Annotated in this window: 25 protein-coding genes, 3 tRNA genes and 1 pseudogene; 16 read left to right on the top strand and 13 right to left on the bottom strand. The window is 71.8% G+C overall.

Annotated features, from left to right (window positions below; all coding sequences use genetic code 11):
* Nucleotides 1–20: 20 nt before the first annotated feature.
* On the bottom strand, nucleotides 21–656 hold the full coding sequence (locus ACZ466_RS52870; protein ID WP_378284785.1) for a CBS domain-containing protein: 636 nt from the start codon (nucleotides 654–656) through the stop codon (nucleotides 21–23).
* 168 nt (nucleotides 657–824) lie between these two features.
* Between ACZ466_RS52870 and ACZ466_RS52865 the strand changes: the two genes are divergently transcribed.
* Nucleotides 825–1,394: a hypothetical protein gene (locus ACZ466_RS52865; RefSeq protein WP_378284786.1), complete on the top strand. Its 570-nt coding sequence runs from the start codon at nucleotides 825–827 to the stop codon at nucleotides 1,392–1,394.
* Between the two features lie 79 nt (nucleotides 1,395–1,473).
* On the opposite strand, the gene ACZ466_RS52860 is transcribed toward ACZ466_RS52865, so the two are convergent.
* Nucleotides 1,474–2,655 (bottom strand): amidohydrolase family protein, encoded by a 1,182-nt coding sequence (locus ACZ466_RS52860; RefSeq protein ID WP_378284787.1) that lies wholly within the window; start codon nucleotides 2,653–2,655, stop codon nucleotides 1,474–1,476.
* 150 nt (nucleotides 2,656–2,805) lie between these two features.
* Between ACZ466_RS52860 and ACZ466_RS52855 the strand changes: the two genes are divergently transcribed.
* The gene (locus ACZ466_RS52855) at nucleotides 2,806–4,032 is read left to right on the top strand and encodes a cytochrome P450 (protein WP_378284788.1); all 1,227 of its coding nucleotides are present in this window, start codon (nucleotides 2,806–2,808) and stop codon (nucleotides 4,030–4,032) included.
* Nucleotides 4,033–4,040: 8 nt separating this feature from the next.
* On the opposite strand, the gene ACZ466_RS52850 is transcribed toward ACZ466_RS52855, so the two are convergent.
* The gene (locus ACZ466_RS52850) at nucleotides 4,041–4,811 is read right to left on the bottom strand and encodes a TetR/AcrR family transcriptional regulator (protein ID WP_378284789.1); all 771 of its coding nucleotides are present in this window, start codon (nucleotides 4,809–4,811) and stop codon (nucleotides 4,041–4,043) included.
* Nucleotides 4,812–5,305: 494 nt separating this feature from the next.
* Between ACZ466_RS52850 and ACZ466_RS52845 the strand changes: the two genes are divergently transcribed.
* The 4 genes and pseudogenes from ACZ466_RS52845 (at nucleotide 5,306) to ACZ466_RS52830 (ending at nucleotide 7,305) form a co-directional block, all read left to right on the top strand.
* The gene (locus ACZ466_RS52845) at nucleotides 5,306–5,707 is read left to right on the top strand and encodes a nuclear transport factor 2 family protein (protein ID WP_378284790.1); all 402 of its coding nucleotides are present in this window, start codon (nucleotides 5,306–5,308) and stop codon (nucleotides 5,705–5,707) included.
* Nucleotides 5,607–5,849, top strand: a pseudogene (locus ACZ466_RS52840) (zinc ribbon domain-containing protein); the annotation flags it as partial. The gene ACZ466_RS52845 and the pseudogene ACZ466_RS52840, both read left to right, overlap by 101 nt.
* A 9-nt stretch (nucleotides 5,850–5,858) precedes the next feature.
* Nucleotides 5,859–6,158, top strand: coding sequence for a Zn-ribbon domain-containing OB-fold protein (locus ACZ466_RS52835; protein ID WP_464044068.1), 300 nt, complete (start codon nucleotides 5,859–5,861; stop codon nucleotides 6,156–6,158).
* 1 nt (nucleotide 6,159) lies between these two features.
* The gene (locus ACZ466_RS52830; protein ID WP_464041861.1) at nucleotides 6,160–7,305 is read left to right on the top strand and encodes a thiolase family protein; all 1,146 of its coding nucleotides are present in this window, start codon (nucleotides 6,160–6,162) and stop codon (nucleotides 7,303–7,305) included.
* Between the two features lie 64 nt (nucleotides 7,306–7,369).
* Here the strand turns inward: ACZ466_RS52830 and ACZ466_RS52825 are convergent, their stop codons facing one another.
* Nucleotides 7,370–8,983, bottom strand: a complete 1,614-nt coding sequence (locus ACZ466_RS52825) for an AMP-binding protein (RefSeq protein WP_378283988.1) — start codon at nucleotides 8,981–8,983, stop codon at nucleotides 7,370–7,372.
* A 130-nt stretch (nucleotides 8,984–9,113) separates the two neighbouring features.
* Complete coding sequence (locus tag ACZ466_RS52820) at nucleotides 9,114–10,178, bottom strand: aminoglycoside phosphotransferase family protein (RefSeq protein WP_378283987.1); 1,065 nt, start codon at nucleotides 10,176–10,178, stop codon at nucleotides 9,114–9,116.
* A 313-nt stretch (nucleotides 10,179–10,491) separates the two neighbouring features.
* Between ACZ466_RS52820 and ACZ466_RS52815 the strand changes: the two genes are divergently transcribed.
* Together ACZ466_RS52815 and ACZ466_RS52810 are read left to right on the top strand one after the other, a co-directional pair.
* Entirely contained in the window at nucleotides 10,492–11,439 is a 948-nt protein-coding gene (locus tag ACZ466_RS52815) for an amidohydrolase family protein (protein ID WP_378283986.1), read from the top strand.
* Nucleotides 11,436–12,563, top strand: coding sequence for an acyl-CoA dehydrogenase family protein (locus ACZ466_RS52810; RefSeq protein WP_378283985.1), 1,128 nt, complete (start codon nucleotides 11,436–11,438; stop codon nucleotides 12,561–12,563). Before ACZ466_RS52815 ends, ACZ466_RS52810 begins: the two co-directional genes overlap by 4 nt.
* Before the next feature lie 99 nt (nucleotides 12,564–12,662).
* Here the strand turns inward: ACZ466_RS52810 and ACZ466_RS52805 are convergent, their stop codons facing one another.
* Nucleotides 12,663–13,532: an LLM class F420-dependent oxidoreductase gene (locus ACZ466_RS52805; RefSeq protein ID WP_378283984.1), complete on the bottom strand. Its 870-nt coding sequence runs from the start codon at nucleotides 13,530–13,532 to the stop codon at nucleotides 12,663–12,665.
* Nucleotides 13,533–13,675: 143 nt separating this feature from the next.
* Between ACZ466_RS52805 and ACZ466_RS52800 the strand changes: the two genes are divergently transcribed.
* Nucleotides 13,676–14,872 (top strand): acyl-CoA dehydrogenase family protein, encoded by a 1,197-nt coding sequence (locus ACZ466_RS52800; RefSeq protein WP_378283983.1) that lies wholly within the window; start codon nucleotides 13,676–13,678, stop codon nucleotides 14,870–14,872.
* A 20-nt stretch (nucleotides 14,873–14,892) separates the two neighbouring features.
* Here ACZ466_RS52800 and ACZ466_RS52795 read toward each other — a convergent pair whose 3' ends face one another.
* Both ACZ466_RS52795 and ACZ466_RS52790 read right to left on the bottom strand, forming a co-directional pair.
* Nucleotides 14,893–15,471 carry a hypothetical protein gene (locus tag ACZ466_RS52795; protein WP_378283982.1) on the bottom strand — a complete coding sequence of 193 codons (579 nt, stop codon included), beginning with the start codon at nucleotides 15,469–15,471 and terminating at the stop codon, nucleotides 14,893–14,895.
* A 334-nt stretch (nucleotides 15,472–15,805) separates the two neighbouring features.
* Entirely contained in the window at nucleotides 15,806–16,606 is an 801-nt protein-coding gene (locus tag ACZ466_RS52790) for an enoyl-CoA hydratase/isomerase family protein (protein WP_378283981.1), read from the bottom strand.
* 180 nt (nucleotides 16,607–16,786) lie between these two features.
* On the opposite strand from ACZ466_RS52790, the gene ACZ466_RS52785 reads away from it, so the two are divergent.
* From ACZ466_RS52785 to ACZ466_RS52775, 3 genes are all read left to right on the top strand, one after another.
* Nucleotides 16,787–18,391: an acyl-CoA synthetase gene (locus ACZ466_RS52785; RefSeq protein ID WP_378283980.1), complete on the top strand. Its 1,605-nt coding sequence runs from the start codon at nucleotides 16,787–16,789 to the stop codon at nucleotides 18,389–18,391.
* Nucleotides 18,392–18,465: 74 nt separating this feature from the next.
* A complete protein-coding gene (locus tag ACZ466_RS52780; protein ID WP_378283979.1) occupies nucleotides 18,466–19,572 on the top strand; it encodes a TIGR03857 family LLM class F420-dependent oxidoreductase in 1,107 nt (368 codons plus the stop codon).
* Complete coding sequence (locus ACZ466_RS52775; protein WP_378283978.1) at nucleotides 19,569–20,651, top strand: phosphotransferase; 1,083 nt, start codon at nucleotides 19,569–19,571, stop codon at nucleotides 20,649–20,651. Before ACZ466_RS52780 ends, ACZ466_RS52775 begins: the two co-directional genes overlap by 4 nt.
* An 8-nt stretch (nucleotides 20,652–20,659) precedes the next feature.
* On the opposite strand, the gene ACZ466_RS52770 is transcribed toward ACZ466_RS52775, so the two are convergent.
* The 4 genes from ACZ466_RS52770 to ACZ466_RS52755 all read right to left on the bottom strand — a co-directional run bounded on the left by ACZ466_RS52770 (nucleotide 20,660) and on the right by ACZ466_RS52755 (nucleotide 24,242).
* A complete protein-coding gene (locus ACZ466_RS52770; protein WP_378283977.1) occupies nucleotides 20,660–21,553 on the bottom strand; it encodes a helix-turn-helix domain-containing protein in 894 nt (297 codons plus the stop codon).
* An 82-nt stretch (nucleotides 21,554–21,635) separates the two neighbouring features.
* Complete coding sequence (locus tag ACZ466_RS52765; RefSeq protein WP_378283976.1) at nucleotides 21,636–22,478, bottom strand: SMP-30/gluconolactonase/LRE family protein; 843 nt, start codon at nucleotides 22,476–22,478, stop codon at nucleotides 21,636–21,638.
* Between the two features lie 25 nt (nucleotides 22,479–22,503).
* Entirely contained in the window at nucleotides 22,504–23,514 is a 1,011-nt protein-coding gene (locus ACZ466_RS52760; protein ID WP_378283975.1) for an LLM class F420-dependent oxidoreductase, read from the bottom strand.
* Between the two features lie 32 nt (nucleotides 23,515–23,546).
* Nucleotides 23,547–24,242 (bottom strand): TetR/AcrR family transcriptional regulator, encoded by a 696-nt coding sequence (locus ACZ466_RS52755; RefSeq protein WP_378283974.1) that lies wholly within the window; start codon nucleotides 24,240–24,242, stop codon nucleotides 23,547–23,549.
* 186 nt (nucleotides 24,243–24,428) lie between these two features.
* Between ACZ466_RS52755 and ACZ466_RS52750 the strand changes: the two genes are divergently transcribed.
* The 3 genes from ACZ466_RS52750 to ACZ466_RS52740 all read left to right on the top strand — a co-directional run bounded on the left by ACZ466_RS52750 (nucleotide 24,429) and on the right by ACZ466_RS52740 (nucleotide 24,649).
* Nucleotides 24,429–24,499 (top strand) — tRNA-Gln (locus ACZ466_RS52750).
* Nucleotide 24,500: 1 nt separating this feature from the next.
* Nucleotides 24,501–24,571 (top strand) — tRNA-Phe (locus ACZ466_RS52745).
* Nucleotide 24,572: 1 nt separating this feature from the next.
* Nucleotides 24,573–24,649 (top strand) — tRNA-Thr (locus tag ACZ466_RS52740).
* 446 nt (nucleotides 24,650–25,095) lie between these two features.
* On the opposite strand, the gene ACZ466_RS52735 is transcribed toward ACZ466_RS52740, so the two are convergent.
* The gene (locus ACZ466_RS52735) at nucleotides 25,096–25,761 is read right to left on the bottom strand and encodes a TetR/AcrR family transcriptional regulator (protein ID WP_378283973.1); all 666 of its coding nucleotides are present in this window, start codon (nucleotides 25,759–25,761) and stop codon (nucleotides 25,096–25,098) included.
* Between the two features lie 175 nt (nucleotides 25,762–25,936).
* Between ACZ466_RS52735 and ACZ466_RS52730 the strand changes: the two genes are divergently transcribed.
* Nucleotides 25,937–26,473 (top strand): dihydrofolate reductase family protein, encoded by a 537-nt coding sequence (locus ACZ466_RS52730; protein ID WP_378283972.1) that lies wholly within the window; start codon nucleotides 25,937–25,939, stop codon nucleotides 26,471–26,473.
* The last annotated feature ends 135 nt before the right edge of the window (nucleotides 26,474–26,608 follow it).

Below are 26,608 nucleotides of genomic sequence, written 5' to 3'. Positions count from 1 at the left end.
CGCCTGCCCGCCGGGCGGGGTCAGGGGCGAAGGTCCCGGATGACGGGCCGTGTGACCTCTTTTTCCCCGGCGTTTGCCGGACGGCGCCGTGCGAGGGGTTCGTCGGGCCGCGCCCGGTGGAAGCCGCCCGCCCCGGCGGAGTGCCGCCCGTCCCGGCGCGCGGCCGCCGGTGCCTCGCCGGGCAGTACGGGCTCTATCCGGTAAAGGGAGGGCATGCCCGACCGCTGGGCGGTCCTGTCCCGCGCGGCCCCGGCCAGCTCGGTGATGAGGTCGCGGGCGGTGATCAGGCCCACCAGGGCGCCCTGGGCATCGGTGACCGCGACGTGGTCGTTGCCCGATTCCAGCATCGACCGGGCCGCTTCGGGAACGGTCGCGGCCGGGCGCACCGAGTCCTTCGCGTGCTCGCCGAGCAGGGTGGTGACGGGCCTGCGGGCGCGCCGCGGCCCGGCGGCGTCCCAGGCGGCCGTGAGCGTCGCGGCGTCCACGATGCCCAGGAAGCCGCCCTCGTCGTCCACCACGGGCAGGTGGTGGACCTCGGCGCGGCACATCAGCTCCCACGCCATGAGCACGGACTCGCGGGCGGAGATGGTGAGCAGGTCCATCGTCATCACCTCGGCCGCGGTCCGTTCCTCCAGCGGTACGTGCGCGGATCTCATGCCCCTACGCTGCGCCCGGCCGAGGCCGCGGTACCAGGGTCCAACGCGCGCTCCGGCCGGGACCAAGGGCCCTGAGAAGGAGGGTCCTTGGCTCCTGCACCCGCCATGGCCGGGGGTGTTGAGATCAGGACGTCAACAAGTTCGCCTCTCGAAGAAAGGCAGGCGACCATGGCCGTCTCGACTCCCAAGGCCGGTGAGGGGCGCCGGGCGCACCGGTTGCCGCACCTGCCGGCGCCGCAGCCCCTGACCGAGTCCCCGGCCGCGCGGTACGTGTGGGCCCTCACCCGGCTGGCGCTGGGCTGGGTGTTCGTGTGGGCGTTCCTCGACAAGACCTTCGGCCTGGGGCACGAGACCCCCGCGGCCCGGGCGTGGATCGAGGGCGGCAGCCCGACCGCCGGATTCCTGAAGAACACCCCGGAGGGCCCGTTCGCCGGGTTCTACCACGGTCTCGCGGGCCAGGCGTGGGCGGACTGGCTGTTCATGATCGGGCTGGCCGGGGTCGGTGCCGCGCTGGTGCTGGGCGTCGCCCTGCGGGCGGCCGCGGCGGGCGGCGCGCTGCTGCTGGTGATGATGTGGTCCGCGGTCCTGCCGCCGGAGAACAACCCCTTCATGGACGACCACCTCATCTACGCCATCGTCCTGGTCGGCCTCGCCCTCGTCAGCGCCGGCCACACCCTGGGCCTCGGCCGCCGGTGGGCGGATACCGCGCTCGTCCGCCGCTTCCCCATCCTCAAGTGACGACCGCCACCGGCGGCGGAGGGGCGCTCCCGAACCCGGGAGCGCCCCTCCGTCCACGTCGCCTGAGGGCCCGGGACGATCAGGTGCGCGGCAGGCCCAGCACCTCGAGCGCGTTGTCGTGGGAGATGCGCCGGACGTCGTGCTCGTCGAGGGAGCCGAGCGACTCGGTGATGAAGTCCACCGGCTGGGCGACGCCCTCGGCGTGCGGCCAGTCCGAGCCGAGCAGCAGGCGGTCGGTGCGCACGTCGGCGAGGAGGTCGTCGATCCGGTCCTCCCAGAACGGGGTGACCCAGACGTGCTCGGCGAACACCTCGCGCGGGTGGTTCTTGAAGTAGCCGGGGTTGCGGTTGGCCACGTCGTCGAGCCGGTGGAGCAGGTCGGGGATCCACCCGGCGCCGTTCTCGACGCTGGCCATGCGCAGCCGGGGGAAGCGCTCGAAGACCAGGTGGCACAGTGCGGCGCCGTAGAAGTCGGTGACGGCGCGCCCCTTGGTGAGCACGCCCCGCAGGGGCGAGCGCAGCACCGACTGCTCGGCCGAGCCGGGCTCCCACATCTGCACGATGGCGTCGTAGCCGTCGTTGCCGGCATGGGTGGCCACCACGACGTTCGCCTCCTCGGCCAGACCCCAGAAGGCGTCGTAGGCGGGGTCGAACGGCGAACGGAAGCCGCCGGGCACCGGCACCGGGGCGTTGCGGACGTTGACGACGGTGGCCCCGCGGCCGATCAGCTCGCGCAGCTCGGCGACGGCCGCGGCCGGGTCGAGGAGAGGAACGTAGGGGACGGCGTAGAGGCGGTCCCGGTAGTTGTAGCCCCAGTCCTCGTCCAGCCACTTGTTGAAGCCGTGGAAGACCTTGGAGCACGCGCCGGGGTCGTCCTTGAGCGCCTCCTCCAGCCCCACGCCCAGGGTCGGGAACAGCAGCGTCGCCTTCACGCGCTGCTCGTCCAGCACCCGCACGCGGGCCTCACGGTCGCGGTACTCCGCCCGCAGCGGCTCGAGCTCGCCGAACGCCTCCCGGATGCCCTTGCGCTCCGGGTTGCCGCGGTACCAGTGGTACAGCGCGCCGGGGCGGGCCACCGGATCGAACGTGGGGTTGGCGATGTAGCCGTTGACCTTCCCCCCGACGATCAGGCGGCGGCGGCCGTCGATGTCGGCCCAGCGCACGCCCCGGTTGCCCAGCGAGCGGTCCTGGTGCCGCGTGAAGGCGTCCTCCGCCTCGTAGTAGTGCGTGTCGAAGTCGAAGATCCAGTTGTCCTGTCCCACCCGCCCATCACACCGCCCGCACCCGTCCGTTGTCAACATCGACGTCGATATAGCACGACCGGATCCCGCCGGACCGGAACCGCGACGATCTTGATGATGACGTCGATATTGAGATATCGTGCGGCGAGCCGGCCCCCGGAGGCACTGCACATGGACATCGAGGAAGCGGGCACCGTCTTCACCGACCCGCGCGCCTACGCGGACGACGCGCGGTTCCACGCCGCCACCGCGCTGCTGCGCCGCGAGTCGCCGGTGCACCTCGTCGAACACCCGAGGTTCAACCCGTTCTGGGCGATCACCAGGCACGAGGACGTCATGGCGATCGCGCGCGACGCCGAGACCTGGATCAACGCGCCGCGTCCCGCCCTCGGCCCCAAGCCCAAGGACGACGTGCGCTCCGACATCCCCATCCGCGCGCTGGTGCAGATGGACGCACCCGACCACCCGGTCTACCGCCATGTGAGCGCGGACTGGTTCAAGCCGAGCGGGGTCCGGCGGCTCAGCGGCCGGATCGAGGAACTCGCCAGACGCTACGTGGACCACATGGCCGGCCTGGGAGGGGAGTGCGACTTCTTCGCCGACGTCGCCTCCCACTACCCGCTGTACGTCATCCTGTCCCTCCTCGGACTGCCCGAGGAGGACTTCCCCAGGATGCTCAAGCTGACCCAGGAGCTGTTCGGCGCCGACGACGAGGACCTGGCGAGGCGCGCCGGCGACACGGGCTTCATGGACACCCTGCTGGACTTCTTCACCTACTTCAAGACGCTGACCGACGACCGCCGCGCGAACCCGGGCGACGACCTCGCCTCGGGGATCGCCAACGCCACGATCAACGGTGAGCCGATCGGGGACCTCGAGGCGGTGGGGTACTACGTGCTGATCGCCACGGCGGGGCACGACACGACGAGTGCGGCCATCGCCGGCGGGCTGCACGCCCTGCTGGAGCACCCGGACCAGTGGCGGCGCCTGGCCGCCGACCCCTCCCTCGTCCCCACCGCGGTCGAGGAGATGATCCGCTGGGTCTCACCGGTCAAGCAGTTCATGCGGACGGCCACCGAGGACACGACCGTGCGCGGCGTGCCCATCGCGCGCGGGGAGTCGGTGCTGCTCTCCTACCCCTCGGCCAACCGGGACGAGGACGTCTTCGAGAACCCCGGGACCTTCGACGTCGGACGCACCCCGAACCGCCACATGGCCTTCGGGTTCGGCGCCCATTACTGCCTCGGCACGCACCTGGCCCGGCTGGAGGGCCGGGCGCTCTTCGCCGAACTGGTGCCCCGCGTGGCATCGATCGAGCTCGCGGGAACCCCCGCCTACATGGAGACCCTGTTCGTCGGCGGGCCCAAGCGCCTGCCGATCCGGTACACCATGGCCTGACCCGGCGTTCAGCCGTCCGAGGAGGCCTTGTCCTTGCCCTTGGCGGCCTTGCCCTTGCCCGCGCCCGCCTTGCCCGTGGCGCCGGCCTTGCCCGTGCCGGGGTCCTTCATGCCGAGCGCGTTCGTCCAGATGCGGGTGAGCTGGTCGGTCGCGGTGGCCAGGTCGAAGCCGAACGCGTTGTCGGTGTTGAAGAGGTACTCGGCGAAGTAGGCGACCATGCCGCCGAGCGCCTGGGCGGCGTAGCCGGCGTCCACGGCGGGATCGGCGTGACCCGCCTCCTGGAGCTGGCGGACGCGGCGCTCGATCGCGTGGGCGAAGGCGTCCTGGCGCTGCAGGCGGGTCTCGCGGACCGCGGCGTCGATGGTGGACACCTGGTGGATGACCCGCATGATCTTGGCGTTGGCGCCGTAGGCCACCAGGTAGTGCTCGTTGGCCGCGCGGATCCGCTCGACCGGGTCGGCGTCGGCGGGGGCCGGCTCCAGGGTGAGCAGGTTGACCTCGACCGAGTCGACGATCTCGGTGAAGATCTCTTCCTTCGAGACGAAGTAGGTGTAGAAGGACCCGTGGGAGATGCCCGCGATGTCGGCGATGTCGGCGATCCGGGCGTGCAGGAACCCGTCGCGCTCGAACACCTCCTTGGCGGCCTCGAGGAGACGGCGGCGGGTCTCACGGCCCCGAACGGTGCGTCCGGTGCCGCGGCGCTTGTCCTTCTCCTCGTCGCCGCGCCGGCCACGACTGGCGTTGGGCAGCACAGCCCTGCGTTCGGTCTTCTCGGGCACGGTGATCCTTTCTGGCGAAGCGTGCGGCGGCGACCGCTCCGCGGGCCTCCGCCGCCCCCGGCCGCCTCCGGGGTAGGGTACGGCGGAATCCGCCGAGCCCCCGGCGCCGTCCGCCATTCTTCCAGCCGGAGGGCGACGGTGAGGCGCGGCCGCGAACGCGCGGAACGCGGCCCCGTCCGCCGGAACCTCCGCGTTCCGCGGGCCCCGCACCCGCCCGGCGGAAGCCGCCGGCCGGTACTCGCGGCGGCCATGACCCGCAGGCGCCGAACTCCCCACAGCGTCGGTCAAGTATAGCGAATATGACATCGAAGTTGAACTTTTGCCCGCGGCCCGCCCCGCCGCGGCGGTGTGAGCGATATCAAATTACTGACTTCGATGTCAAAATTGATCCAAAGTCGGAGAGTTGCTAGCTTGACGCGTAGTCGACCATCCCGCATCGCGGCCGGTGCTGAATGAGTCGTTGATCGCCTTGACGGCTTGAGTTGGAGAGCGGGATGCCTGCCTCGCCCGAGGACCACGCGGCCATCAGCACGCTGCTGGCCCGGTACTGCCTGACGCTCGACCTCGAGGACGTCGAGGGCTGGGTCTCGCTGTTCACGCCCGACGCCCGCTACGAGGTGTACGGGCGCACGTTCGACGGGCACGACGGTCTGCGCGAAGTGTTCACGGCGTCGCCGCGAGGGATGCACCTCGGGGGCGTGCCGGCCATCGAGATGACCGGCGCCGACCGCGCCCGCACCACGCGGAACCTGCTGTTCGCCGACCGGAGCGACGGCGCCTCCAGCAACGTGTTCTATGTCGACGACCTTGTCCGGACCCCGGAGGGCTGGCGCATCGCCGCCTGCCGAAGCCGGCTCCACACGGCCGATGGTCTCGCCGACCGGCCCGCATCCTAAGGAGCGGTTCCTTTTGTCACAGATACCCTTCGCGCCCGACGTCTTCACCTGGCCCAGTGAGCGACCTCAGTTGATCGGGGGGCGGTGTGGCCGGTGTGAGGCCACGACGTTCCCGATGCAGTCGTCGTGTCCGCGGTGTGGTGACACCGGTATGGGGCGGGTGCTGCTGCCGCGTACCGGGACGCTGTGGACGTGGACGACGCAGGAGTTCCTGCCCAAGGAGCCCTATGCCAGTGGTGAGACGCCCGAGACCTTCCGCCCCTTCGCCGTCGGCCTGGTCCAGCTCGGTGACGAGGTGCGCGTCGAGGGGCGCCTGACGGTGAGTGATCCCGAGCAGATCGGCTTCGGGATGGAGCTGGAGCTGGAGATCTTCACCTTCCGTACCGAGGGCGATGGCACCGAGGTGATGTCGTACGCGTTCAGGCCGCGCGGTGAGCAGGAGGCGAGCTGAGATGGGCGATGTCGCGATCATCGGGGTGGGGATCCACCCGTTCGGGCGGTTCGGTGCCAAGTCGGCGATCGAGATGGGCGCCGAGGCGGTCCGCGGCGCGCTGGCCGACGCCGGAGTCGAGTGGAGGCAGGTGCAGTTCGCCTTCGGCGGCAGCCGCGAGGTCGACAACCCCGACGCCGTCGTGGGCCTGCTGGGGCTGACCGGGATCCCGTTCATGGACGTCTACAACGGGTGCGCGACCGCGGCGACCGCGCTGCAGCTGACCGCCGATGGGATCCGGTCGGGCAAGTACGACATCGGGGTCGCGGTCGGGATGGACAAGCACGACTCGGGGGCCTTCACCGCCGACCCGATCCACTACAGCGCGCCGTCGTGGTACGGGGACATCGGTCATTTCCTGACGACCAAGTTCTTCGGGATGAAGATCAACCGGTACATGCACGACCACGGGATCTCGCACCGGACGCTGGCGCGGGTGGCGGCCAAGAACTACCGCAACGGCGCCATCAACCCCAACGCCTTCCGCCGCAAACCGCTGTCGGAGGAGGACGTCCTGGGGTCGCGGATGCTGAACTACCCGCTGACCAGCTACATGTTCTGCAGCCCCGACGAGGGCGCGGCGGCGGTGGTGATGTGCCGCGCCGACATCGCCCACCGCTACACCTCCTCCCCGGTGTTCCTGCGCGCCACCACGCTGCGCACGCGCTCCTATGGGGCGCATGAGGTGCACGCCTCCTGGGCCGCGGTGGAGCAGGCGGACGCGCCGACGGTGTTCGCCTCGCGGGCGGCCTATGAGGAGGCGGGCATCGGTCCCGAGGACGTGGACGTGGTCCAGTTGCAGGACACCGACGCGGGCGCGGAGATCATCCACATGGCCGAGAACGGCCTGTGCGCCGATGGCGAGCAGGAGCGGCTGCTGGCCGAGGGCGCCACCGAGATCGGCGGGCGGCTGCCGGTCAACACCGACGGCGGCCTCATCGCCAACGGCGAACCCATCGGCGCCTCCGGCCTGCGCCAGGTCCACGAACTGGTACTCCAACTCCGAGGCCAGGCCGGAGAACGCCAAGTCCCGGGCCAGCCCCGGGTCGGCTACGCACAGCTCTACGGAGCACCCGGCACCGCCGGAGTCTCCATCCTCTCCGTCTGACACGCGCAAGCCGAACGGGCAGGAAGCCGGACCATGACGGCTTCCTGCCCGTTGGCGTCTCCGCTCAGGGGAGGAGGGGGGCGAGCCTGTCCCGGTCGGCGTCGGACAGCGGCCGCAGGGGCTGCCCCTTCGCCGGGCGCCAGACGACTCCGTCCGAGCGCCAGGCCTCGCGCCGCAACCGCATCTTGTCGATCTTCATGCTGGCGAGCTTGGGGAGCTCGGCGGTGACGCGGACGAAGGCCGGCAGCCACTTGGTGCCGAGGTCGGGCTGCCCGGCGAGGAACGCGTCGAACGCCTCCGGCTCGAACCCGGCGTCGCCGCGCAGTTCCAGGGCCACCATGACCCGGTCGCCGACCGGGTCGTCGGGGACGGCGTAGACGGCGACGGAGCGGACGTCGGGATGGCGGGCGATGATGGCCTCGACGGGCGCGGCCGCGAAGTTCTCGCCGTCGACGCGCAGCCATTCGTTCGACCGTCCGGCGAAGTAGAGCCAGCCGTCGGCGTCGCGGTAGGCGAGGTCCCCGGACCAGTAGGCGCCGTCGCGGAACCGGCTCCGCGTCGCCTCCTCGTTCTTGTAGTAGCCCTCGAAGCCGGCGCCGGGCGCGGTCTCCACGATCTCGCCGACGGCCTCGTCGAGGTTGCGGGGGCGCCCGTCGGGGCCGAACCGCGCCGGCGGGCACTCCTTTCCGGTCCCCGGGTCGAGCACCTTGACCGTCGGGTCGGCGGTGCCGAGGGCGCCCTCGGGCATCGTGGGGTCGCGCCGGACGATGATGATGCCCTCGGTGGAGCCGTAGCTGTCGCGGACGTTGCAGCCGAACCGGCGGGCGAACTCGCGGATGTCGCGGGCCGAGGCCTCGTTCCCGACGGCCAGCCGCAGCCGGCTGTCGGCGTCGTCGGGCCGCTCGGGGGTGGCGAGGATGTAGTTCAGGACCTTGCCGGTGTAGGTGAGCATGGTCGCGCCGTGGCGGCGCAGGTCCGGCAGGGTGTTGGACGCGGAGAACCTGGGCCGGGTCGCGAACGGGATCCCCGCGTTCAGCGTGGACGACCAGCCGGTGAACAGCGAGCTGGAGTGGAAGAGCGGCAGCGGGGAGTAGACGGTGTCCTCCGCGCCGAGCTCGGCGATCTTGGCGACGTGGGCGCCGGTGCGGGCGAGCCGGCCCTGGGTGCAGCGCACCGCCTTGGGCAGCCCGGTCGAGCCGGAGGTGAAGATCAGCAGGAGCAGGTCGTCGTCCCGGACCCGCCGGTCGGGCGGCTCGGGGGAGTGGCCGGCGATCCGCGCGGCGTACTCGGGGTCGTCGACGAGGAGGACGCAGTCGGCGCCCAGTCCGGTGTCGGCGCCGTCGAGCAGCGGCCGGTGGCCGGAGGAGGTGACGATCAGCCCGCAGTCGGTGTGCCGCACCAGCTGCGCGAGCTGGTCGCCCCGGTAGGTCGCGTTGACGCCGACGACCACGCCGCCCGAGAGCGCCGCCGCGCCCAGCCAGAACACGTAGTCGGGCACGTTGTCCAGGAGGACGCCGATGTGCGGCGGCCGCCCCTGCTCGCGCATCTCCTCGAACAGCGCCGCCCGCCGGGCCGACTCCTCCAGCAGCTGCCGGTAGGTCCACCGGTCGTCGCCGATCAGCAGCGCGTCGCCGTCGCCCTCCGCCCGCTCCCGCAGCAGTTCACCGACCGTCGTCATGGCCCTCTTTCTTCGTGAAGATTATCAAGTTCGATGTCGAGTTCGATGCTCTGGCAGAGCCCGGCGGGGTGTCAAGACCCGCCGCGGGCCGGCCGCGCCGCCGCCGGCCGTACGCCAGAGGCGGGGGATCTCACGCCCCCACCGCGGCGAAGGCGTCGTGGTCGGCGGCGGCGGTTCCGAGCCGGTGCTGGAGCACGCTCGTCACCTCCGGGGCGACCTTCAGGGTGATGCCCCACAGGTAGAAGCCGTGGACGATGCCGCGGCGGATGCCCAGCCACGCCTCGTCCCAGGACGGGGCCTCGACGCCGCCCGCGGTGAGCCGGTCGAGGTAGTGGCGCACCAGGTCCTTCTCGTTCGCGCGGCGGTCCTCCACGGTGAGCGCGGAGGCGAGGTGGTAGCCGACGTCGATGTACCACGGCCCGCGCTGCACCAGCTGCCAGTCCAGGAAGGACGGCCGCCCGTCGCCGTCGAGGTAGAGGTTGCCGACATGGGCGTCGCCGTGGATCACCGACCAGGGCGACGCGCCGCGGGTCTGCTCGGCCAGCGCCTTGTAGGCCGCGACGAGCCGCTCGGCGTCGCGGACCTCCTCCGGGACGCCCGCGCCGATCTCGCTCTCGAAGTTGCCGCGGATCTCCTTGAGGCCCCGCTGCCCCATGTAGGAGTCCAGCCGCGACTCCAGCCACCCGGCCTCGGCGACGGCCGGGTCGCCCCACGTCGCGGAGTGCAGCCGGGCGAGTTCGGCGAGGCTCTCCGCCGCCAGTTCCGGCGTGTACTCGCTGGTGGCGTCGAGGAACGTGGCGCCCTGGGCCACGACGTCCTCGGTGATGACCACGCCGTGCTGGGTCTCCGCGTCGATGTCGGCGTACACGCTGCGCAGGGTGCGGACGCCGCTGGCCTCCGCCAGGTGCCGGTAGAAGGACACCTCGAAGACCCCCGCCTGGCGGGCCGACCAGCCGGCGTCGGAGAAGTAGCCCTTGCCGCACAGGTTCGGCGACAGGCCCGGAGGGAGGCCGTTCGCGCTCTCGATGTGGAAGCGGGCGTTGGTCGACACCCGGCTCACCACGGGGCCGGGCGTGACCCGGGTGATGTCGATGCCGGGGAACCGGCCGGCGAGCGCCCGGTTGAGCCACGCCGGCGACAGGAGGTCGTCCATGGTGCGGGGGACCGGGAGGAGTTGCTCGTTCGGTGAAGACATGACACCTCTTCGGGGGGTGGGATTCGAGTGTCATAGAACGCGGAGGAGATGCCTGGAAGGCCGCCTCGCCTTTCGCGCGCCCAGGAGCACCCGCTCAGCATCCTGGTCCGGATGAGGGGCGAGCCCCAGCCGGCGGGCTCCAGTGTCCGTGGAATCCGGCGCATCGTCAATATCGATGTCGACATCGATCGCCTCCCGGGGCTATCGTCGTAGCCGTCCGGCCGGCGACCACCCCCGGCGGCGGCGCGGACGTCACCCTCCGTTCCGGCCGGAGGTGCGGTGTCAGTGCAGCGGTACCACGAAAGGCGTTGAGGTGGCCTCACAGTTCCCGACGGACCCGCCCGCCGCGTCCGACCGGCCCCGGCCGTTCGGGGTCGGGGTGGTCGACACGATGATCGGCTTCCCCCAGGACCCCGCGGCGCTGTACCGGCAGATCCGGACGGTGCTCCGCGACCGGCAGTCCCGCGACGAGTTCGAGATGCCGGCGCAGTACATGTTCCACGACATCCCCGCCGGTCACGCCGACGGCGACGTGGACCCGGTCGCGCTGGTCCTCGGCGAGATGGACCGGCACGGCGTCGACGTCGGCCTGGTCAGCGTGAGCGCGAACGAGGAGCTGGCCGGGCGCGCGCTCGCCGAGCACCCGGACCGGTTCGTCGGCTCCTGGAGCTGCGACCCCAACCGGGGCATGGACGGCATCCGCGACCTGGTGCGCGCCCACGAGAAGTGGGGTGTGCGGGCGGCGTCGCTCTACCCGCACGGTCTGCTGCCGCAGCTCGCCATCGACGCGCCGCAGATGTACCCCGTCTATGCCAAGTGCGTCGAGCTGGGCATCCCCGTCTTCGTGACGGTCGGCATCGCGGGTCCGCGGGTGCCCTCCATGGTCCAGCGCGTCGAGCTCATCGACCAGGTCATGTACGACTTCCCGGAACTGGTGTTCGTCATGCGCCACGGCGCGGAGCCCTGGACCGACCTGGCCGTCAAGCTCATGCTCAAGTGGCCGAACCTGTACTACTCCACCAGCGCCTTCGCGCCGCGCTACTACCCCGCGGAGATCATCGACTACGCCAACACCCGCGGCGCGGACAAGATCATCTACGGCGGCTACTTCCCGATGGGCCTGACCCTGGACCGCATCATGACGGAACTCGCCCAGGTGCCCCTGAAGGACCACGTGTGGCCGAACTTCCTGCGGAACAACGCCCTCCGGGTGCTCGGCCTGGACGGGGCCGGGGCCGCGGGCGGGCGGGAGACCCCGTGAATCTCGCGTTCACGCAGGAGCAGGACGAGCTCCGCCGGACGGTGCGCGACTTTTTCGACAAGACCTCGCCCGAGGCCGAGGTCAGGCGGCTCATGGACACCGAGGAGGGCTTCGACCCCGACGTCTGGCGGCGGCTCGCCGGCGAGCTCGGACTCGCCGGGCTGGCCGTGCCGGAGGAGTACGGCGGCGCCGGCTGCGGGTTTGTCGAAGTGGGGATCCTCCTGGAGGAGGCGGGGCGCGCGCTGCTGTGCGCGCCCGTCCTGTCGACCGTCGTCCTGGCGGCGTCGACCCTGCTCGGCCTGGACGACGAGGAGGCGTGCCGCGAGTACCTGCCGGGCATCGCCGCCGGCTCGACCGTCGCCACGCTCGCGCTGACCGAGCCGTCCGGCCGCTGGGACGCCGGCGGCGTCACCGCGACCGCCGTCCGGGGCACGCGGGGATGGACGCTGGACGGCACGAAGAGCTTCGTGCTCGACGGCGGCACGGCCTCGCTCCTCCTCGTCGCCGCCCGGACGGACGCGGGGATCAGCGTGTTCGCGGTCGACGGCGAAGCGCCCGGCGTGCGCCGCGAGCCGCAGGCCACCCTCGACCAGACGCGCAAGCAGGCCGCCATTACCTTCGACTCGACCCCGGCCCGCCTGGTCGGCGAGGAGGGAAGGGCCTGGCCGGTACTGGAGCGCGTCCTCGACCTCGCCGCCGTGGCCGTGGCCGCCGAACAGGCCGGCGGGGCGGCGCGGGTGCTCGAGATGGCCGTCGAGTACGCCAAGACCCGCGTGCAGTTCGGCCGGCCCATCGGCTCCTTCCAGGCCGTCAAGCACAAGCTCGCCGACATGCACATCGGCGTCGAGTCCGCGCGCTCGGCCGCCTACCACGGCATGTGGGCCGCGGCCGGGAGCCCGCCCGACCTCCCGGAGGCGGCGGACCTGGCCAAGTCCTGCTGCGGTGACGCCTTCGTCGGCGCTGCGGCCGAGAACGTCCACATCCACGGCGGGATCGGGGTCACCTGGGAGCACCCGGCGCATCTCTACCTCAAGCGCGCGCACAGCTCGCAGGTGCTCTTCGGGCACGCGGCCGACCACCGGCGGCGACTCGTCCAGCGGCTGCTCGCCCGCCCGGACGCGTGACGCCGAGTGACACCGGGCACCCGCCGCGCCCCGGCGGCCGCTCTGGCGGCCACCGGGGCTCCGGCGTCGCGAGGAGCCCGCTCCGGTTCCGGTCCCGCCTCAGCCGGAGACCTGGGCGGGCTCGAGGAACTCGCCGGCGAAGCGGCGCAGCCCGTCCAGCGCTTCGCGGGAACGGGTCCAGGGCGCGACGATGAGGCGCGTGACGCCGGCCTTGGTATAGGGCTCGAGGTCTTCCTGGTGGTTGAGCGTCGCGCCGGGCAGGCCGGGCAGCGTGACCTCGATCGGGGTGGTGCGTCCTTCGCGCTGCGCGAGTTCCTTCAGCCGGTCCAGGGAACGGGGGAGTTCCTCCAGGGAGTGGTTCATCGGCATCCAGCCGGCGCCGACGGTGGCCGCCCTGCGCAGGGCGGCTGCTCCGTCGCCGCCGATGTGCAGCGCGGGGCCGGGCCGCTGGACGGGCTTGGGCTCGAACGCGGTGGGGCCGAAGTCGAAGAACTCGCCGTGGTGCTCGATGACCTTCTCGTCGCTCCACAGGCGGCGGCAGACGTCGATGGCCTCGTCCACCCGAGGGCCGCGGCGGTCGAAGTCCAGTCCCGCCGCCTCCCACTCGGCGCGCAGCCAGCTGGCGCCGATGCCGAAGGCCAGCCGCCCGCCGGAGAACACGTCCACCGTGGCCGCCGCGCGGGCCGTCACGAACGGGTGCCGCAGGCCGATGTTGTACACGCAGGTGCCCAGGCGGATCCGCGTGGTGCGCGCCGCCAGGTGGCACAGCACCGCCATCGCGTCGAAGACCGGGATGTCCGACGGGATGGGCGGGTGGTCCGCGCCCTCGTGCGGGCTCCCCGCCGACGCGATCGGCACGACCAGGTGCTCGGGGACCCACAGCGATTCGAACCCCAGGCGATCCGCCTCCTCGGCCACCTCCACCCACAGCCGCGGGTTCACCGCGCCCAGATGCACACCGAACTCCATCAAGCCCTCCCATCCGCCGCGCGGGTCCGCGCCGCGTCGGATCGCAATATCGAAGTTGACATCGAAGTTAGCATGTTGCCCGCGCACGGGCGGCCCGGAGGCCGTCGATGGCGGGCGCCGAGAACTATGGAGGCGAAGACCCGATGTCGGACTCACAGGTTCCGGATCCCGAGAGCGCTCTCGACCGGGAGGGGTTCCAGGCCCACGTGCGCGCCTGGTTCGAGGCCAACGCGCCGCGGAAGGGGTCGCCGGAGGACTTCTCCGCCGTGCACGTCGTCAACGCGCGCACCCTGGAGGAGTACCACGAGCAGGAGCGGCACGCCCTGACCGTGACGCGCCGATGGCAGCGCCGGCTGTTCGACGCCGGCCTGGCCGGCCGGTCGTGGCCGGCCGGGTGCGGCGGCCGCGGAGCGCCCGCGTGGCAGGACGAGGTCGTCGCCGAAGAGCAGGCCAGGTGGGGCGTGTCGACCAAGATGTTCGCCGTCGCGCTGGAGATGGTCCCGGCCGTCCTGTTCGCGCACGGCACGCACGAGCAGCGGGTCACCCATCTCCCGCCCATCCTCCGGGGCGAGCACGGCTGGTGCCAGCTGCTCTCCGAGCCGGGGGCGGGCTCGGACCTGGGCGGCGCGCAGACCAGGGCGAGCGCGGTGGACGGCGGCTGGTCGGTCACGGGGCAGAAGGTGTGGACCTCCCACGCGGGCAGCGCGCAGTTCGCGCTCCTCATCGCCCGGACCGGGACCAGGGAGGAGCGCAGCGCCGGGCTGTCGTGCTTCGTGCTCGACATGGCGCAGCCCGGGGTCGACGTCCGCCCGCTGCGCCAGATGTCCGGCGGCTACCACTTCAACGAGGTCTTCCTCGACGACGCCTTCGTGCCCGAGAGCGGGCTGATCGGCGGCCTGGGGGAGGGGTGGGCCGTGCTGAAGACGATGCTCGCCAGCGAGCGGGCGGCCATCGGCGGCGGGACGAGCGCGCGGTCGGCCACCCAGCTCGTCGGGCTGGCCAGGCGGCTCGGGCGGTCGGACGACACCGCCGTCCAGGACCTGCTGGCCGCCGCCGTGATCCGCGAGCGGGTGCTGGACCTGCTGCGGTCGAGGATCGCGGCGGGCCACCAGGTCGCCGCGGCCGGGCCGGTGACCAAGCTGCTCTACTCCGAGCACGCCCGGCTCACCGCCGGTGCGGCCACCGAGATCCTGGGCACGGCGGCGACGGTGGCCGACGACCCCGACGCGGCGCCGTGGATCGAGCGGCTGCTGTTCGCCCCGGGGCTGCGGCTCGGCGGGGGCACCGACGAGATCCAGCGGAACGTGATCGCCGAGCGGGGACTCGGCCTGCCCCGCTGACCCGGCGGCCCGCCGGCCCCTCAGATGGGGTTGAAGCGCAGCGGCTCGATGTGGACGAACCGTTCGACCGGGTCCTCCGCGCCCACGGCGACGGCCGCGGCCGCCAGCGCCTGCGCCTTGAACGCGCGGGCCGCCGCGCTCAGCCGGTAGCGCACCGAGCAGGGCGGCTCGGCGCCGCCCGCCGTGCGCAGGTCTCCCCAGAGGCTCACGGCGGCGGACCGCTGGTCCAGGGCGTCGAGCACCATGCGCCGGATGCGCGGGTCGTGATGGTAGAGCTCGGTGTGGACCGCGATGGCCTGTCGCCGCGCGCCGCGGGGCGGCGCGGCCATCGCCTGCTCCAGGGCGCCCCCGCGGGCCCCGATGATCTGCAGGGGGCGTTCGTCGTCCTCGTCCGCACGGAAGACGGTGGCGTCCCACCCCTCCATCACCTGGTCGAACAGCCAGCCGCCGACGAACCGCACCGCCTCTGCGGTGTTCGGCGCGACCACCGCCAGCCGCTGCTTCAACGTGTCGCGGAGCGGTTCGTCGGCCGGGGCACCGGAGGGGCGGTGCGCTCCGTGCGCGCACCGGTCTACGAAGCGGAGGGGGCGGGCAACCATGGCGTCGTTTCCTGAGTGAGAGGCGATGGTCGGGCAGGCGCGAGGTGTCGTCCAGCAGAGGCCGCCGCACGCTCCTTCCGGCCGCCGGGCCGAGCCCGTCCGGGGATCAATTTTGACGTCGACATCAAATAATGCTGGAGTGCTGAAGCCGAGTCAAGACGGCGAAGGGGCTCTGGGCGCCCGCTCGTCTCCGGGGGGACGGCCCGCGGGCGCGCAGCGTGCGCGAACGCCGGAACGCCGTACGGCTCCGGCTGGGAAACCGCACGATTTCGGCTGGAACGCCGCGTGGCTTCAGGTGGAGCGCCGTGTGCCTTCAGGCGGGGCGCCGCGTGGGTCAGGTGGAGCGCCGCCGCGCCATCGCGGCGACGGCGTCGCGGTGATACCGCGATCCGAGCAGCCGGACATGCGCGCGCACCTCGTCGTCGGCGCACTCGGCGAGGCCGTTCCGCAGGGCGTTCGCGACGTTCGCCTTCACGGCCGCCAGCGCTTCTCCGGGACCCTCCGCCAGCCGCCGGGCGATCGCCATGCCCCGCTCGGTGAGCCGCTCGTCCGCGACGACCTCGTTGACCAGGCCCAACTCGCGCGCGCTCTCCGCCGGAACGGTCTCGGAGAGGTACAGCAGCTCCTTGGCCTTGGCCGCGCCGACCGCCTGGGTCAGCAGCCAGGAGCAGCCGAAGTCCCCGGCGAGGCCGACGCGGACGAAGCCGGTGCGCAGCACCGCGGACGCGGCCGCGATACGGAGGTCGCACGCGAGGGCGAGACCCAGGCCCGCGCCGACGACGGGCCCGTTGAGGAGCGCGATGGTGGGCTTGGGGGACTCCCACAGCCGCACCACGGTCGCGCGCTGGCTCTCGGTCTGCCGCTTCAGCCGCTGTCCGGGCTCGTCCATCGGGCCGAAGATGCTCTCGCCCCGGGCGAACGTCGCCACGTCGCCGCCCGCGCAGAAGGCGCTGCCGGCGCCGGTCAGGACGATCACCCGGACGTCCTCGCGCTCCAGCCCGTCGTCGAGCGCCGCCGCCAGGGCGTCGAGCATGCGGAGCGACAGGGCGTTGCGCGACGCGGGCCTGTCGAGCACCAGGGTCAGCACCCCGGCGTCGAGCGTGACCAGGAGCTCATCCGACTCGGTCGGCCCCATTCGCGCACCCTCCACGGTAAGAAAAGCAATATCGACGTCGAAATTATTGGAACCGCTCGTCCCGGTCAATCCCGGAACGCCTGAATCCCTACCCTTGATATCGACATCGACATCAACATACGCTTCGTGCGTCCACCGCGGTCCGCACGCCGAAGAGCGACCGCCGAGGCTGGAGGGCATGTGCATCCCGGCACCCACGCGCTGACCGTCCCCGACAAGCCGGCCGTGGTCATGGGCCGCGGCCGGCGGCGGGTGACCTACCGGGAACTGGACGACCGGTCGTCCCGGCTGGCGAGCCTGCTCCACGCGCGCGGGCTGCGCACCGGCGACGTCGTCGCGGTGCTGGCCGAGAACCACCCGCGCTACTGCGAGGTGCTGTGGGCGGCCATGCGCTCGGGCCTGTACCTGACGGCGATCAACCGCTACGCGACCGTGGACGAGGTCGCCTACATGCTGCGCGACTCGCGCGCTTCGGCGCTGGTGACGACGGCCGAACTCGCCGAGACCGCGGCGGCGGCCGTCCGCGGCGACGGCGGCGCGGCCTGCGGGACGCGGCTGGTGATCGGCGGCGAGGCCGCGGGATTCGAGTCGTACGAGAGCGCGCTGGAGACCGTGCCAGCGGGGAGCCCGCCCCACCGGACGCGCGGCGACATCATGCTCTACTCCTCGGGGACCACCGGCCGGCCCAAGGGCATCAAACGCCCGCTGCCCGGGGTCGACGTGGACGACCCCGCGGGAGCGCGCAGCGCCGCCATGTGCCGCCAGGTCGCGGGCATGGACGAGACGTCGGTGTACCTCTGCCCCGCGCCCCTCTACCACGCCGCCCCGCTCGGCTGGGCGAGGGGCGTCCACGAACTGGGCGCCACGCTCGTCGTCATGGAGAAGTTCGACGCCCGCGAGATGCTCGAACTGATCGAACGGGAGCGGGTCACGCACCTGCAGGCCGTCCCGACCATGCTCGTGCGGCTGCTCAAGCTTCCCGAGCACGTCCGGCGGTCCTGCGACCTGTCCAGCCTGCGGCGCGTCGTGCACGCGGGCGCCCCGTGCCCGGTCGAGGTGAAGCGGCAGGTCATCGAATGGCTCGGGCCCATCGTCACCGAATACTATTCGGGCACCGAGGGCGCCGGCATGACCGTGATCGACTCCGCGCAGTGGCTGGAGCGCCCCGGATCGGTCGGCCGGGCGGTCTCCGGCAGGATCCGCGTCTGCGCGGCCGACGGCGCCGAACTGCCCGCCGGATCGACCGGCCTGGTCTACTTCGAGCAGGACAGGCCGGTCTTCGACTACCACAACGACCCCGAGAAGACGCGGTCCGCGCGCCACCCCGCGCACGAGAACTGGTCGTCGCTGGGAGACCTGGGCTACGTCGACGACGACGGCTTCCTCTTCCTCACCGACCGGCGGGCGTTCACGATCATCACCGGCGGGGTGAACGTCTACCCCGCCGAGGTCGAGTCGTGCCTGGTCGGGCATCCGGACGTGGTCGACGTCGCGGTCTTCGGCCTTCCGGACGCCGAGATGGGCGAGTACGTGCACGCGGTGGTGCAGCCGGCCGACGGGGTGGAGCCGACACCCGGGCTGGCCGAGGAGTTGCGGGCCTATGCCAGGCAACGCCTGGCCGGGCCGAAGGTGCCCCGGGTCATCGACTTCCGGGCGGAGCTCCCGCGGCTGCCCACCGGCAAGCTCTACAAGCTTCCCCTGCGCCAGGACTACCTGGACCGGATGGCCGCGCCGTCGCCGGGCGCCCCCCGGCCCTCGCCCGAGCCGCCCGGCGGCGCGCGATGAGCCGCGGACGCGGCGCCCTCGAACACCGGGCCGTCACCCGCCGCCCGTAGCCACCGAACCGGGAGATGCAGCCAATGCCCGACGACCAGGCCCCGCCGCCGGCCGAGCAGTACGCCGAACTGGGCTTCTACACGCTGGCCGGCCACAGCGACACCCCGCGCGACCTCATCGGCGAAGTGCGCCGCGCCGAGCGCCTGGGCATCGGCGCCACCTTCATCTCCGAGCGCTTCGCCACCAAAGAGGCCGCCACCCTGTCCGGCGCCGCCGGCGCGGTCAGCGAGTCGATCGGCATCGCCACGGGCGCGACCAACCACAACACCCGGCACCCGATCGTCACCGCGACGTTCGCCACCACCATGCACCGCCTCACCGGCGGCCGGTTCGCCCTCGGCCTCGGCCGCGGCTTCGACCGCTTCTTCCGCGCGGTCGGCCTCGACCCCATCACGAGCGACCAGATCGAGGACTTCGTCGGGGTGATGCGCAGGCTCTGGCGCGGCGACGCGGTGCTTCGGCACGACGGCCCGGCGGGCACGTACCCCTACCTTCACCAGGACCCCGACTTCGACGAGGACGTGCCGGTGATGCTCGCCGCGCTCGGCCCGCGCTCGCTCGAACTCGCCGGACGGTGCATGGACGGGGTCGTCCTGCACACGTTCTACTCCGACGCCGCCGTGACCAAGGCGCTGGCCGCCGTCGCCCGCGGCGCCGCCTCCGTGGGACGCGACCCCGCCGAGGTCCGGGTCTGGTCGGTCCTGGCGACCGTGTCCGACGAGATCCCGGAGGAGCGCCGGCTGAAGAAGACGGTCGGCCGGCTCGCCTCCTACCTGCAGGGCTACGGCGACCTCATGGTCCGCGTCAACGACTGGGATCCCGCGGCACTGGCACGGTTCCGGGCGGACCCGCTGATCAGCGGGTTCCGGGGCGCCATCGACGCCAAGGCCACCACCGCGGAACTCGAGCACATCGCGTCGCTGATCCCGCCGGAGTGGTTCGAGACCAGCGCGACCGGCACCGCCCGCCGGTGCGCCGAGGAGGTGGTGCGGCAGTTCGACCTCGGAGTGACCGGCGTGATCATGCACGGGGCCACCCCGGACGAACTGGGCGGCGTGGTCGCCGAGTACGGGAAGATCCGCCCGGCCGCGCTGAAGAGGCTGCCGGCCAACCCGGGCAGGATGCGATGACGGCGTTCGTCGACGACCCGGCGGAGGTGACCCCCGCCTGGCTCACCGAGGTCCTGCGGGCGGGTGGCGCCGACGTCGAGGTCGCCCGGCTGCGGTTCGAGCCGATCGGCACCGGCCAGACCGGCGCCAGCTACCGCTTCCACCTGGACGTCCGGCCCGAGCGCGGAGGAGCGGACGCGCGCGTCCCCCGGACCGTCGTGCTCAAGATGGCCGCCGGGCCCGAGAAGGTCAGGAAGCGGCTGGCGCCCGGCTACCGGAGCGAGGTCGGCTTCTACAGGACGTTCGCCTCCAGCGCCGCGATCCGGGTTCCCCGCTGCTGGAGCGCCGAGATGAGCCCCGACGCCCGCAGCTTCACCCTCGTGCTTGAGGACGCCCACCCGGCGCTGCCGGGCCGCCAGACGGAGGGGTGCACCCTGGCGCAGGCCACCGCGGCCGTCCGGAACCTCGCCGGGCTGCACGCCTCGTTCTGGAACGACGAGCGCCTCGACCACGGCTCGTCCTGGCTCCGGAGCCTCGACGCGTCCGGCATGGCGATCATGGCGAAGATGCTGGCCAAGGCCACCGCCGCCTTCGTCGACCGGTACCGGGCCGAGCTCTCGCCGGAGGACGTCGACACGCTGCACCGCACGGCCGGCGCGGTCGCCGACTGGGGACGGCACACCTTCACCCGGCGCACCCTGATCCACGGCGACTACCGGCTCGACAACCTCATGTTCGGCCCGGAGGACGACGTGCTGGCGGTCGACTGGCAGACCCTGGAGGCCGGATTCCCCGCCCGGGACCTCGCCTACTTCCTCTCCACGGCGCTCCCCCCGGAGATCCGGCGGCCGCACGAGGAGGTGCTCGTCGGCGCGTACCACGAGCGGCTCGTCCACCACGGTGTCGCGGACTACCCCGCCGAGCTCTGCTTCGACGACTACCGGCGCGGGATGCTGCAGGGGCCGCTCATCACCGTGATCGGCTGCATCAGCGCGAGCGGCCCCCGCACCGCCGACTCCGACCGCATGTTCCTGTCCATGGCCGCCCACACGTGCGCCGCGATCCGCGAGCTCGGAACGCTGGACCTGCTGTCGGCCTAGGCGCGGGGTCAGGCGCCGCTGCCGCCGCCGGCGGCCTTGGTGGCACGCCGGGAGGCTTCGAGGACCTGCCGGCCGAGGGCCTCCAGCTCCCCGCCGGTGATCTCGTGCTGGGGGCCCAGCAGCATCAGCGACGCGGCAGCGCGCCCGGTGGCGTCGAAGACCGGCGCCGAGATCTGCGTCAGGCGGACGGTCGCCGCGTCGTCGATCGCCGTGGCGAAGTACTCGGTGTGCTGCATCAGCCCGACGAGCTCGTCCCGGCGGCGCCGGGCGTCCCCGGCGTCCGTCATGGTGAGCAGCGTGTCGAAGTCCGGCGCGGGGCCGGAGGCCCGGTCACGGGTCAGCGAGACGCTGTAGCCCCGGCGGCGGATGGCCTCCAGCGCCTTCCGCCACCGTTCCGGATGCTCGTCGGGCCGGTTCTCGCCGGCGTGGGCCAGCCAGGCGGCGGCGTCGGCGTCGTCCCACGCGACGAACACGGCGCCGAACGGCGGGACGAGCGGCATGGACTGGCCGGGACGCGGGCGGAGCCCCAGCGGCGGGCCCCAGTCCGACACCGCCATCACGCGGGTCTCGTTGGCCACCGGCGCCGACACCGCCACGCACGCGTTCAGCCTGCGCGCCAGCTCTTCCGCCTCCTCACTCGCGGCGTTGAGGATCGGATTGGCCTGCCGGGCGGCGTCGCCCAGCGCGATGCAGAAGCCGCCCAGCCCGTACCGGAGTTCGGGCTCCCGGCGCACGACGAGGCCGCTCTCGGCGAGGGCCTGCAGGATGGAGTCGCACGTCGCGCGCGGAATGTCGGAGATCCTGGCGAGCTCGGAGACCGAGTACGACTCCGCCGGCCGCCGGGCCAGGTGCCACAGCAACTGGCTCGCGCGGAGAACGGCTGGCGACGGGTTGATGGGCACGCTTCAGCCCCCTGGGGCGCCCCTGACCTGGCCGAGGGCACATTGCTATGGTTTCATGCAACAGTGCTTGAATACTAGCATGTCAGGGCACTCCGGCGCCGGCCACGCTCACGCGCACCGTCTCGATGACGGAGGTCCGCGCTCCCGCCAGGTTCCCGGCGTTCCAGTCGGACGCGGACAGCAGGAACAGCGTCCGCCGGTCATCGCCCCCCAGAACGCAGGCGATGGCCATCCTGTCGCCGACGTGGACGCGGTCGGTGACGTCGCCGCCGGGCAGGATCCGCCGGAACTCGTGGGCGAGCGGGAACGCGGCCCAGATGGCGCCCTCCGCGTCGAGCGCCATGCCGTCCGGCGCCGCGTCCGGAGTGGTCGCCACGACGCGGCGCCGGACGAGGCCGTCGCGGCCGTCGACGTCATAGGCGGTGAAGCGCCTGCCCTTGGACTCGGCCACGATCAGGGTCCGCCCGTCCGGGGAGAGCGCCGAACCGTTCGGGAAGTCCAGGCGCTCGGCCGCGATGGACGCGGAACCGTCCGGGGCGACCCGGACGAGGACCCCCGCGTCGGGCTCGGTCGGATAGCTGCCGACGTACGCGGTTCCGTCGGCGGCCACCACCATGTCGTTCAGTTCGTCCGCGACCAGCTCGCCCAGACGTGCGTGGACCGAGCGCGACCCGTCCGGGGCGAGCCGGAGCAGCGCCCTTTCCGCCATGGACACGATCAGCGCCGAACCGTCCGGGAGAAAACCGAGGCCCGACGGCTTCTCGCCCGGCATCTCCAGCCTGAGCGTGGTCTCGCCGCGCGACGTCGTCGAGTAGACCGCCTCGCCGTGCATGTCCGAGAACCAGAGCTCCCCGGCGCGCCACCGAGGGCCCTCCGCGAACACGAACCCGCCGGCGAGGAGCTCGGGGGCGCCGAGCGTCGTCATGAGTCAGGTCTCCGTTCCCGCGGCCTCACCACACGCTCGCGACGGACTCCAGCATCCCGGGCTCGGCGGGCTCGACGATCAGCGTGGTGACCGGACCCTCCCGCCACACGGCGAGCTGGTCCCTGATCCGGGCGGGCGGGCCCACCAGCGCCAGATCGTCCACCAGCTCGTCGGGAACGGCGGCACTGGCCTTGGCGCGCTCGCCGCCCAGGAAGAGGTCCTGGATGCGCCGCACCTCCTCGGTGTAGCCGTAGCGCGAGACCAGCGAGGCGTAGAAGTTCTTCGACCGCGAGCCCATCCCGCCGATGTGCAGCGCGATCCGGGGACGCACCCGGTCCCGGCAGGCCGCGATGTCGTCCCCGACGCAGGCGAGCACGGTGGGGGCCACCTGGAATCCCTCGGGCGCCTTCTTGAGCGCCTCTCCCCAGGTGTCCTGCCACCGGGTGGGGCTCCACAGGTAGGGGAGCAGGCCGTCGGCCTCCTCGACCGCCATGGCCACGTTCTTGGGCCCCATGGCGGCCACCAGGATGGGCGTGTCCGCCTCGGGCCGGACGGTCGTCCGCAACGGGCGCCCCTGCCCCGTCGAGCCGGGCCCGCTGTAGGGGATCTCGAAGAACGAGCCGGAGAACTCGAGCCGCTCGGACCCGGCCAGCGCCTTGCGCAGCACGGTCAGGTACTCGCGCGTCATCCGCACGGGCGGGTGGTACGGCACCCCGTGCCATCCTTCGATGACCTGCGGCCCCGACACCCCCAGCCCGAGGGTGAAGCGCCCTTCCGACAGCTCCTGAAGTGTCAGCGCGGTCATCGCCGTCGCGGCCGGCGTCCGCGCCGCCATCTGGGCGATGCCGGTTCCGAGCCGCAGCCGGCTGGTGACGGCGGCGACATGGGCCAGCGGCGTGAACGCGTCGTGTCCCCATGCCTCGGCGGACCAGACCGAGTCGTACCCCAGCTGCTCGGCCCGCTGGGCCGTGGCCGTGAGCGAACGCCCCGTCTTCTGGAACCCCGTGAGGCTCAGCCCGAGCTTCGGTGATGGCATGCCGACACGATAAGTGCCGCGCAATATTGACGTCAATTTCGAGTTACGTCGTCCCGGATGCCGACCGCGTTGGTCCAGATGCGCGTGAGCTGGTCGGTCGCGGTGGCGAGGTCGAACCCGGCGGTGTTGCCGGTGTTGAAGAGATGATCGGCGAAGTGCGCGACCATGCCGCCGAGCGCGTGGGCGGCGTACCCGGCGTCCACCTCCGGATCGGCGAGCTCGGCGTCCTGCAGCTGGCGGATGCGGCGCTCGATGGCCCGCGCGAAGGCGTCCTGGCGCTGCAGGCGCGTCTCGCGCACCTCGGCGTCGATCGTCGCCACCTGGTGGATCACCTTCATGATCTTGGCGTTGGCACGGTACACCCGCAGGTAGTGCTCGTTCGCCGCGCGGATGCGCTGGAGGGGGTCCGCGTCGGCGGGAGCCGGCTCGAGCGTGAGGAGATCGAGCTCGACCGCGTCGGCGACCTCCTTGAAGATCTCCTCCTTGGACACGAAGTAGGTGTAGAAGGAGCCGTGGGAGACCCCCGCCGCGTCGCAGATGTCGGCGATCCGCGCATGCAGGAAGCCGTCCCGCTCGAACACCGCCTTGGCCGCCTCGACGAGCTGGGCCCTGGTCTGGCGGCCGCGGCTGGTGCGGCCGGTGCCGCGGCGCTTCTCCTTCCCCTCCCCGCCGCGCCGCCCTCGACTGGCGTTCGACAGCGCGGTCCTGCGGTTGCTCGTTTCAGACATGGATGGCCCTCTCCCAAGAAGAATTACCGCCGCGCTGCGCGTCCCGACCCCTCGGCCCCCCGGTGCTCACGGGCCCAGTCTACCGAATTCGACATCGAAGTTGAGCTTCGCCCTCGCCGGACCGGTACCCGGAAAATAATGCGTTGCCCAGATTAAAGCCCACACGGCACAGTGGTGAGTGATCGGTGGGGAATGGTGCAACGGCAGCACACCGCGCTCTGGACGCGGCGATCCAGGTTCGAATCCTGGTTCCTCAGCGGCCCTTTAGCTCAGTGAAAGAGCGCCTGGTCGAAACCCAGGAGGCCGAGGTTCGATTCCTCGAGGAGCCACGCCTTCGTAGCTCAGCAGGCCAGAGCACCCGCCTCGTAAGCGGAAGGTCGCCGGTTCGACCCCGGCCGAAGGCTCCACCTCCTCTGACCAGCGAGAACACGGACAACGACGTGATGGCCGCAGGTTCACACCGCTCGAACAGAGGAAAACTTTCAGCCAATGTGAACACCACCGTCGAGGAACCCGGATCCGGCCCGTTCAGTGCACACGGACTGGGACGAAGTGACCGCCGACGACATCCGTGCGCGAACGGTGTGGTTGTTGGAGAACTTCTCCGACGGTTAGCCGGCAATCAGTACCGAGCGCTGCAGCAGTTCTTCACGTGGTGGTCCCACGAGGAGGAGCTTGCCAGGTTGCTCAAGGCCACCGGGCTCGGGCTTTTCGAACTGGCCTGACCCGCTCCGCCGCGAGGTCCTCGTACGAGGGAAGGGAAACAAGGAGCGCACCGTGCGGTTCGGACACCCGGCCGTCCGTGCCGTCGACCGGTACCTCCGGCTCCTTGGTTCTCTTCCTTGCTCGGTGGCTATTCGGGTGCGCGGTAGGCGGCGAGGAAGACCCGGACGGCCTCGTCGGCGTAGTGATCGAGTTCCTCCGGGCGGAAGCGGATGTCGTCGCCGCAGAACATCACCTTGTTGACCGGGACGGAGATGACGAGCCAGGTGAAGTGGTTGGCCGCGAGGACGGGTTCAGCGGTCCGCAGCAGCCCGCGGCCGGTCAGTACCTCAAAGCACGACGAGAGCGCGGCGTGCACGCGTTCGGGGCCCGCCTCGAAGTAGGCGCGGCCGAGCTTGGGGAAGCGGCTGGCTTCGGCGATGACGAGGCGGCGCACCCGCAGGGACGACGGCTGCGTGAGGGTGTGCACGAACTCCCGCGCGACCGCCCGCAGAGTGGCCTCGACGTCGCTGGTGGCCGCCAGTTCGCTCATCGCGGTCTGGAAGATCTCCCCGATGTCGCTGAGGCGGTCGAGCACGATCTGCTCGAACAGATTCTCCTTGCGGCCGAAGTGCTTGTAGATCGTCTGCTTCGACGCCCCCGCGGTCGAGGCGATCTCGTCGGTCTTGGCGCCCACGTAGCCGTCGCGCAGGAACACCTCCAACGCCGCGTCCATGATCCGGCGCCGGGTCTGCGCGGCGGCACCGTCCTCGCCGCCCGCGCGGGCTCCCGTGTGGGAGGTGTCGGCTGTCGGCATTCTCGGCCCTCCTGGTTCGCGCCCGGGGCGACTGATTGACACCCCCATGGTCGTACAGTACCGTACGGTTCACCCTCTAGTACCGTACGGTACGGTTCACCCCCCAGACGCGAGCTGGGCGACCGGCTCGTTCCACCGATCCCCGCGCGGGATCAACCAGTCCGAGGAGCATCCGATGCGCAAGATCGCCGCAAGTCTGTTCGTCTCGCTGGACGGCGTCGCCGAAGACCCCGACACCTGGCATTTCCCCTACTTCAACGACGAGATGGGCGAAGCCGTCGGCGCCGCGATGGCCGCCTCCGACGCGATGCTGCTGGGCCGCGTCCAGTACCAGCAGTCCGCCGCCTACTGGCCGTCGAGCGACGACGAGTTCGCCGACTTCATGAACGGCCAGAAGAAGTACGTCGTCACCACCACCCTGACCGAAGCCACCTGGAACAACACCGAGATCATCAGCGGTGACATACCCGCCGGGATCCGGGCGCTCAAGGCGTCCGAGGGCAAGGACATCGCGGTGACCGGCAGCCTCACCCTCGTACGGTCACTGCTCAAGGCGCAGTTGCTCGACCGGTTGCAGCTCTTCGTCCATCCCATCATCGTCGGCAAAGGAGCCCGCTGGTTCGACGGCCTCGACACCATCAAACTGCGCCTTGACACATCCGAGACCTTCACCACCGGCGTGAACAACCAGATCTACGCCCCGACCGGGTGACATGACTCCGCTCTCCGGCGGAGCAGCACCCATCCGTGCCCGCAATTCCCTCACAGCACTACCGCGCACGATTCGCCTTGACCGGACCTCCACCCGAGCCTGTCCGCCGGCGCGGCCGTTCTCCCCTGATTGTTC

This window comes from Actinomadura rugatobispora, assembly GCF_055379765.1.
The sequence above is the reverse complement of the archived record's forward strand: the minus strand, read 5'-3'. Positions and strand labels throughout refer to the sequence as shown.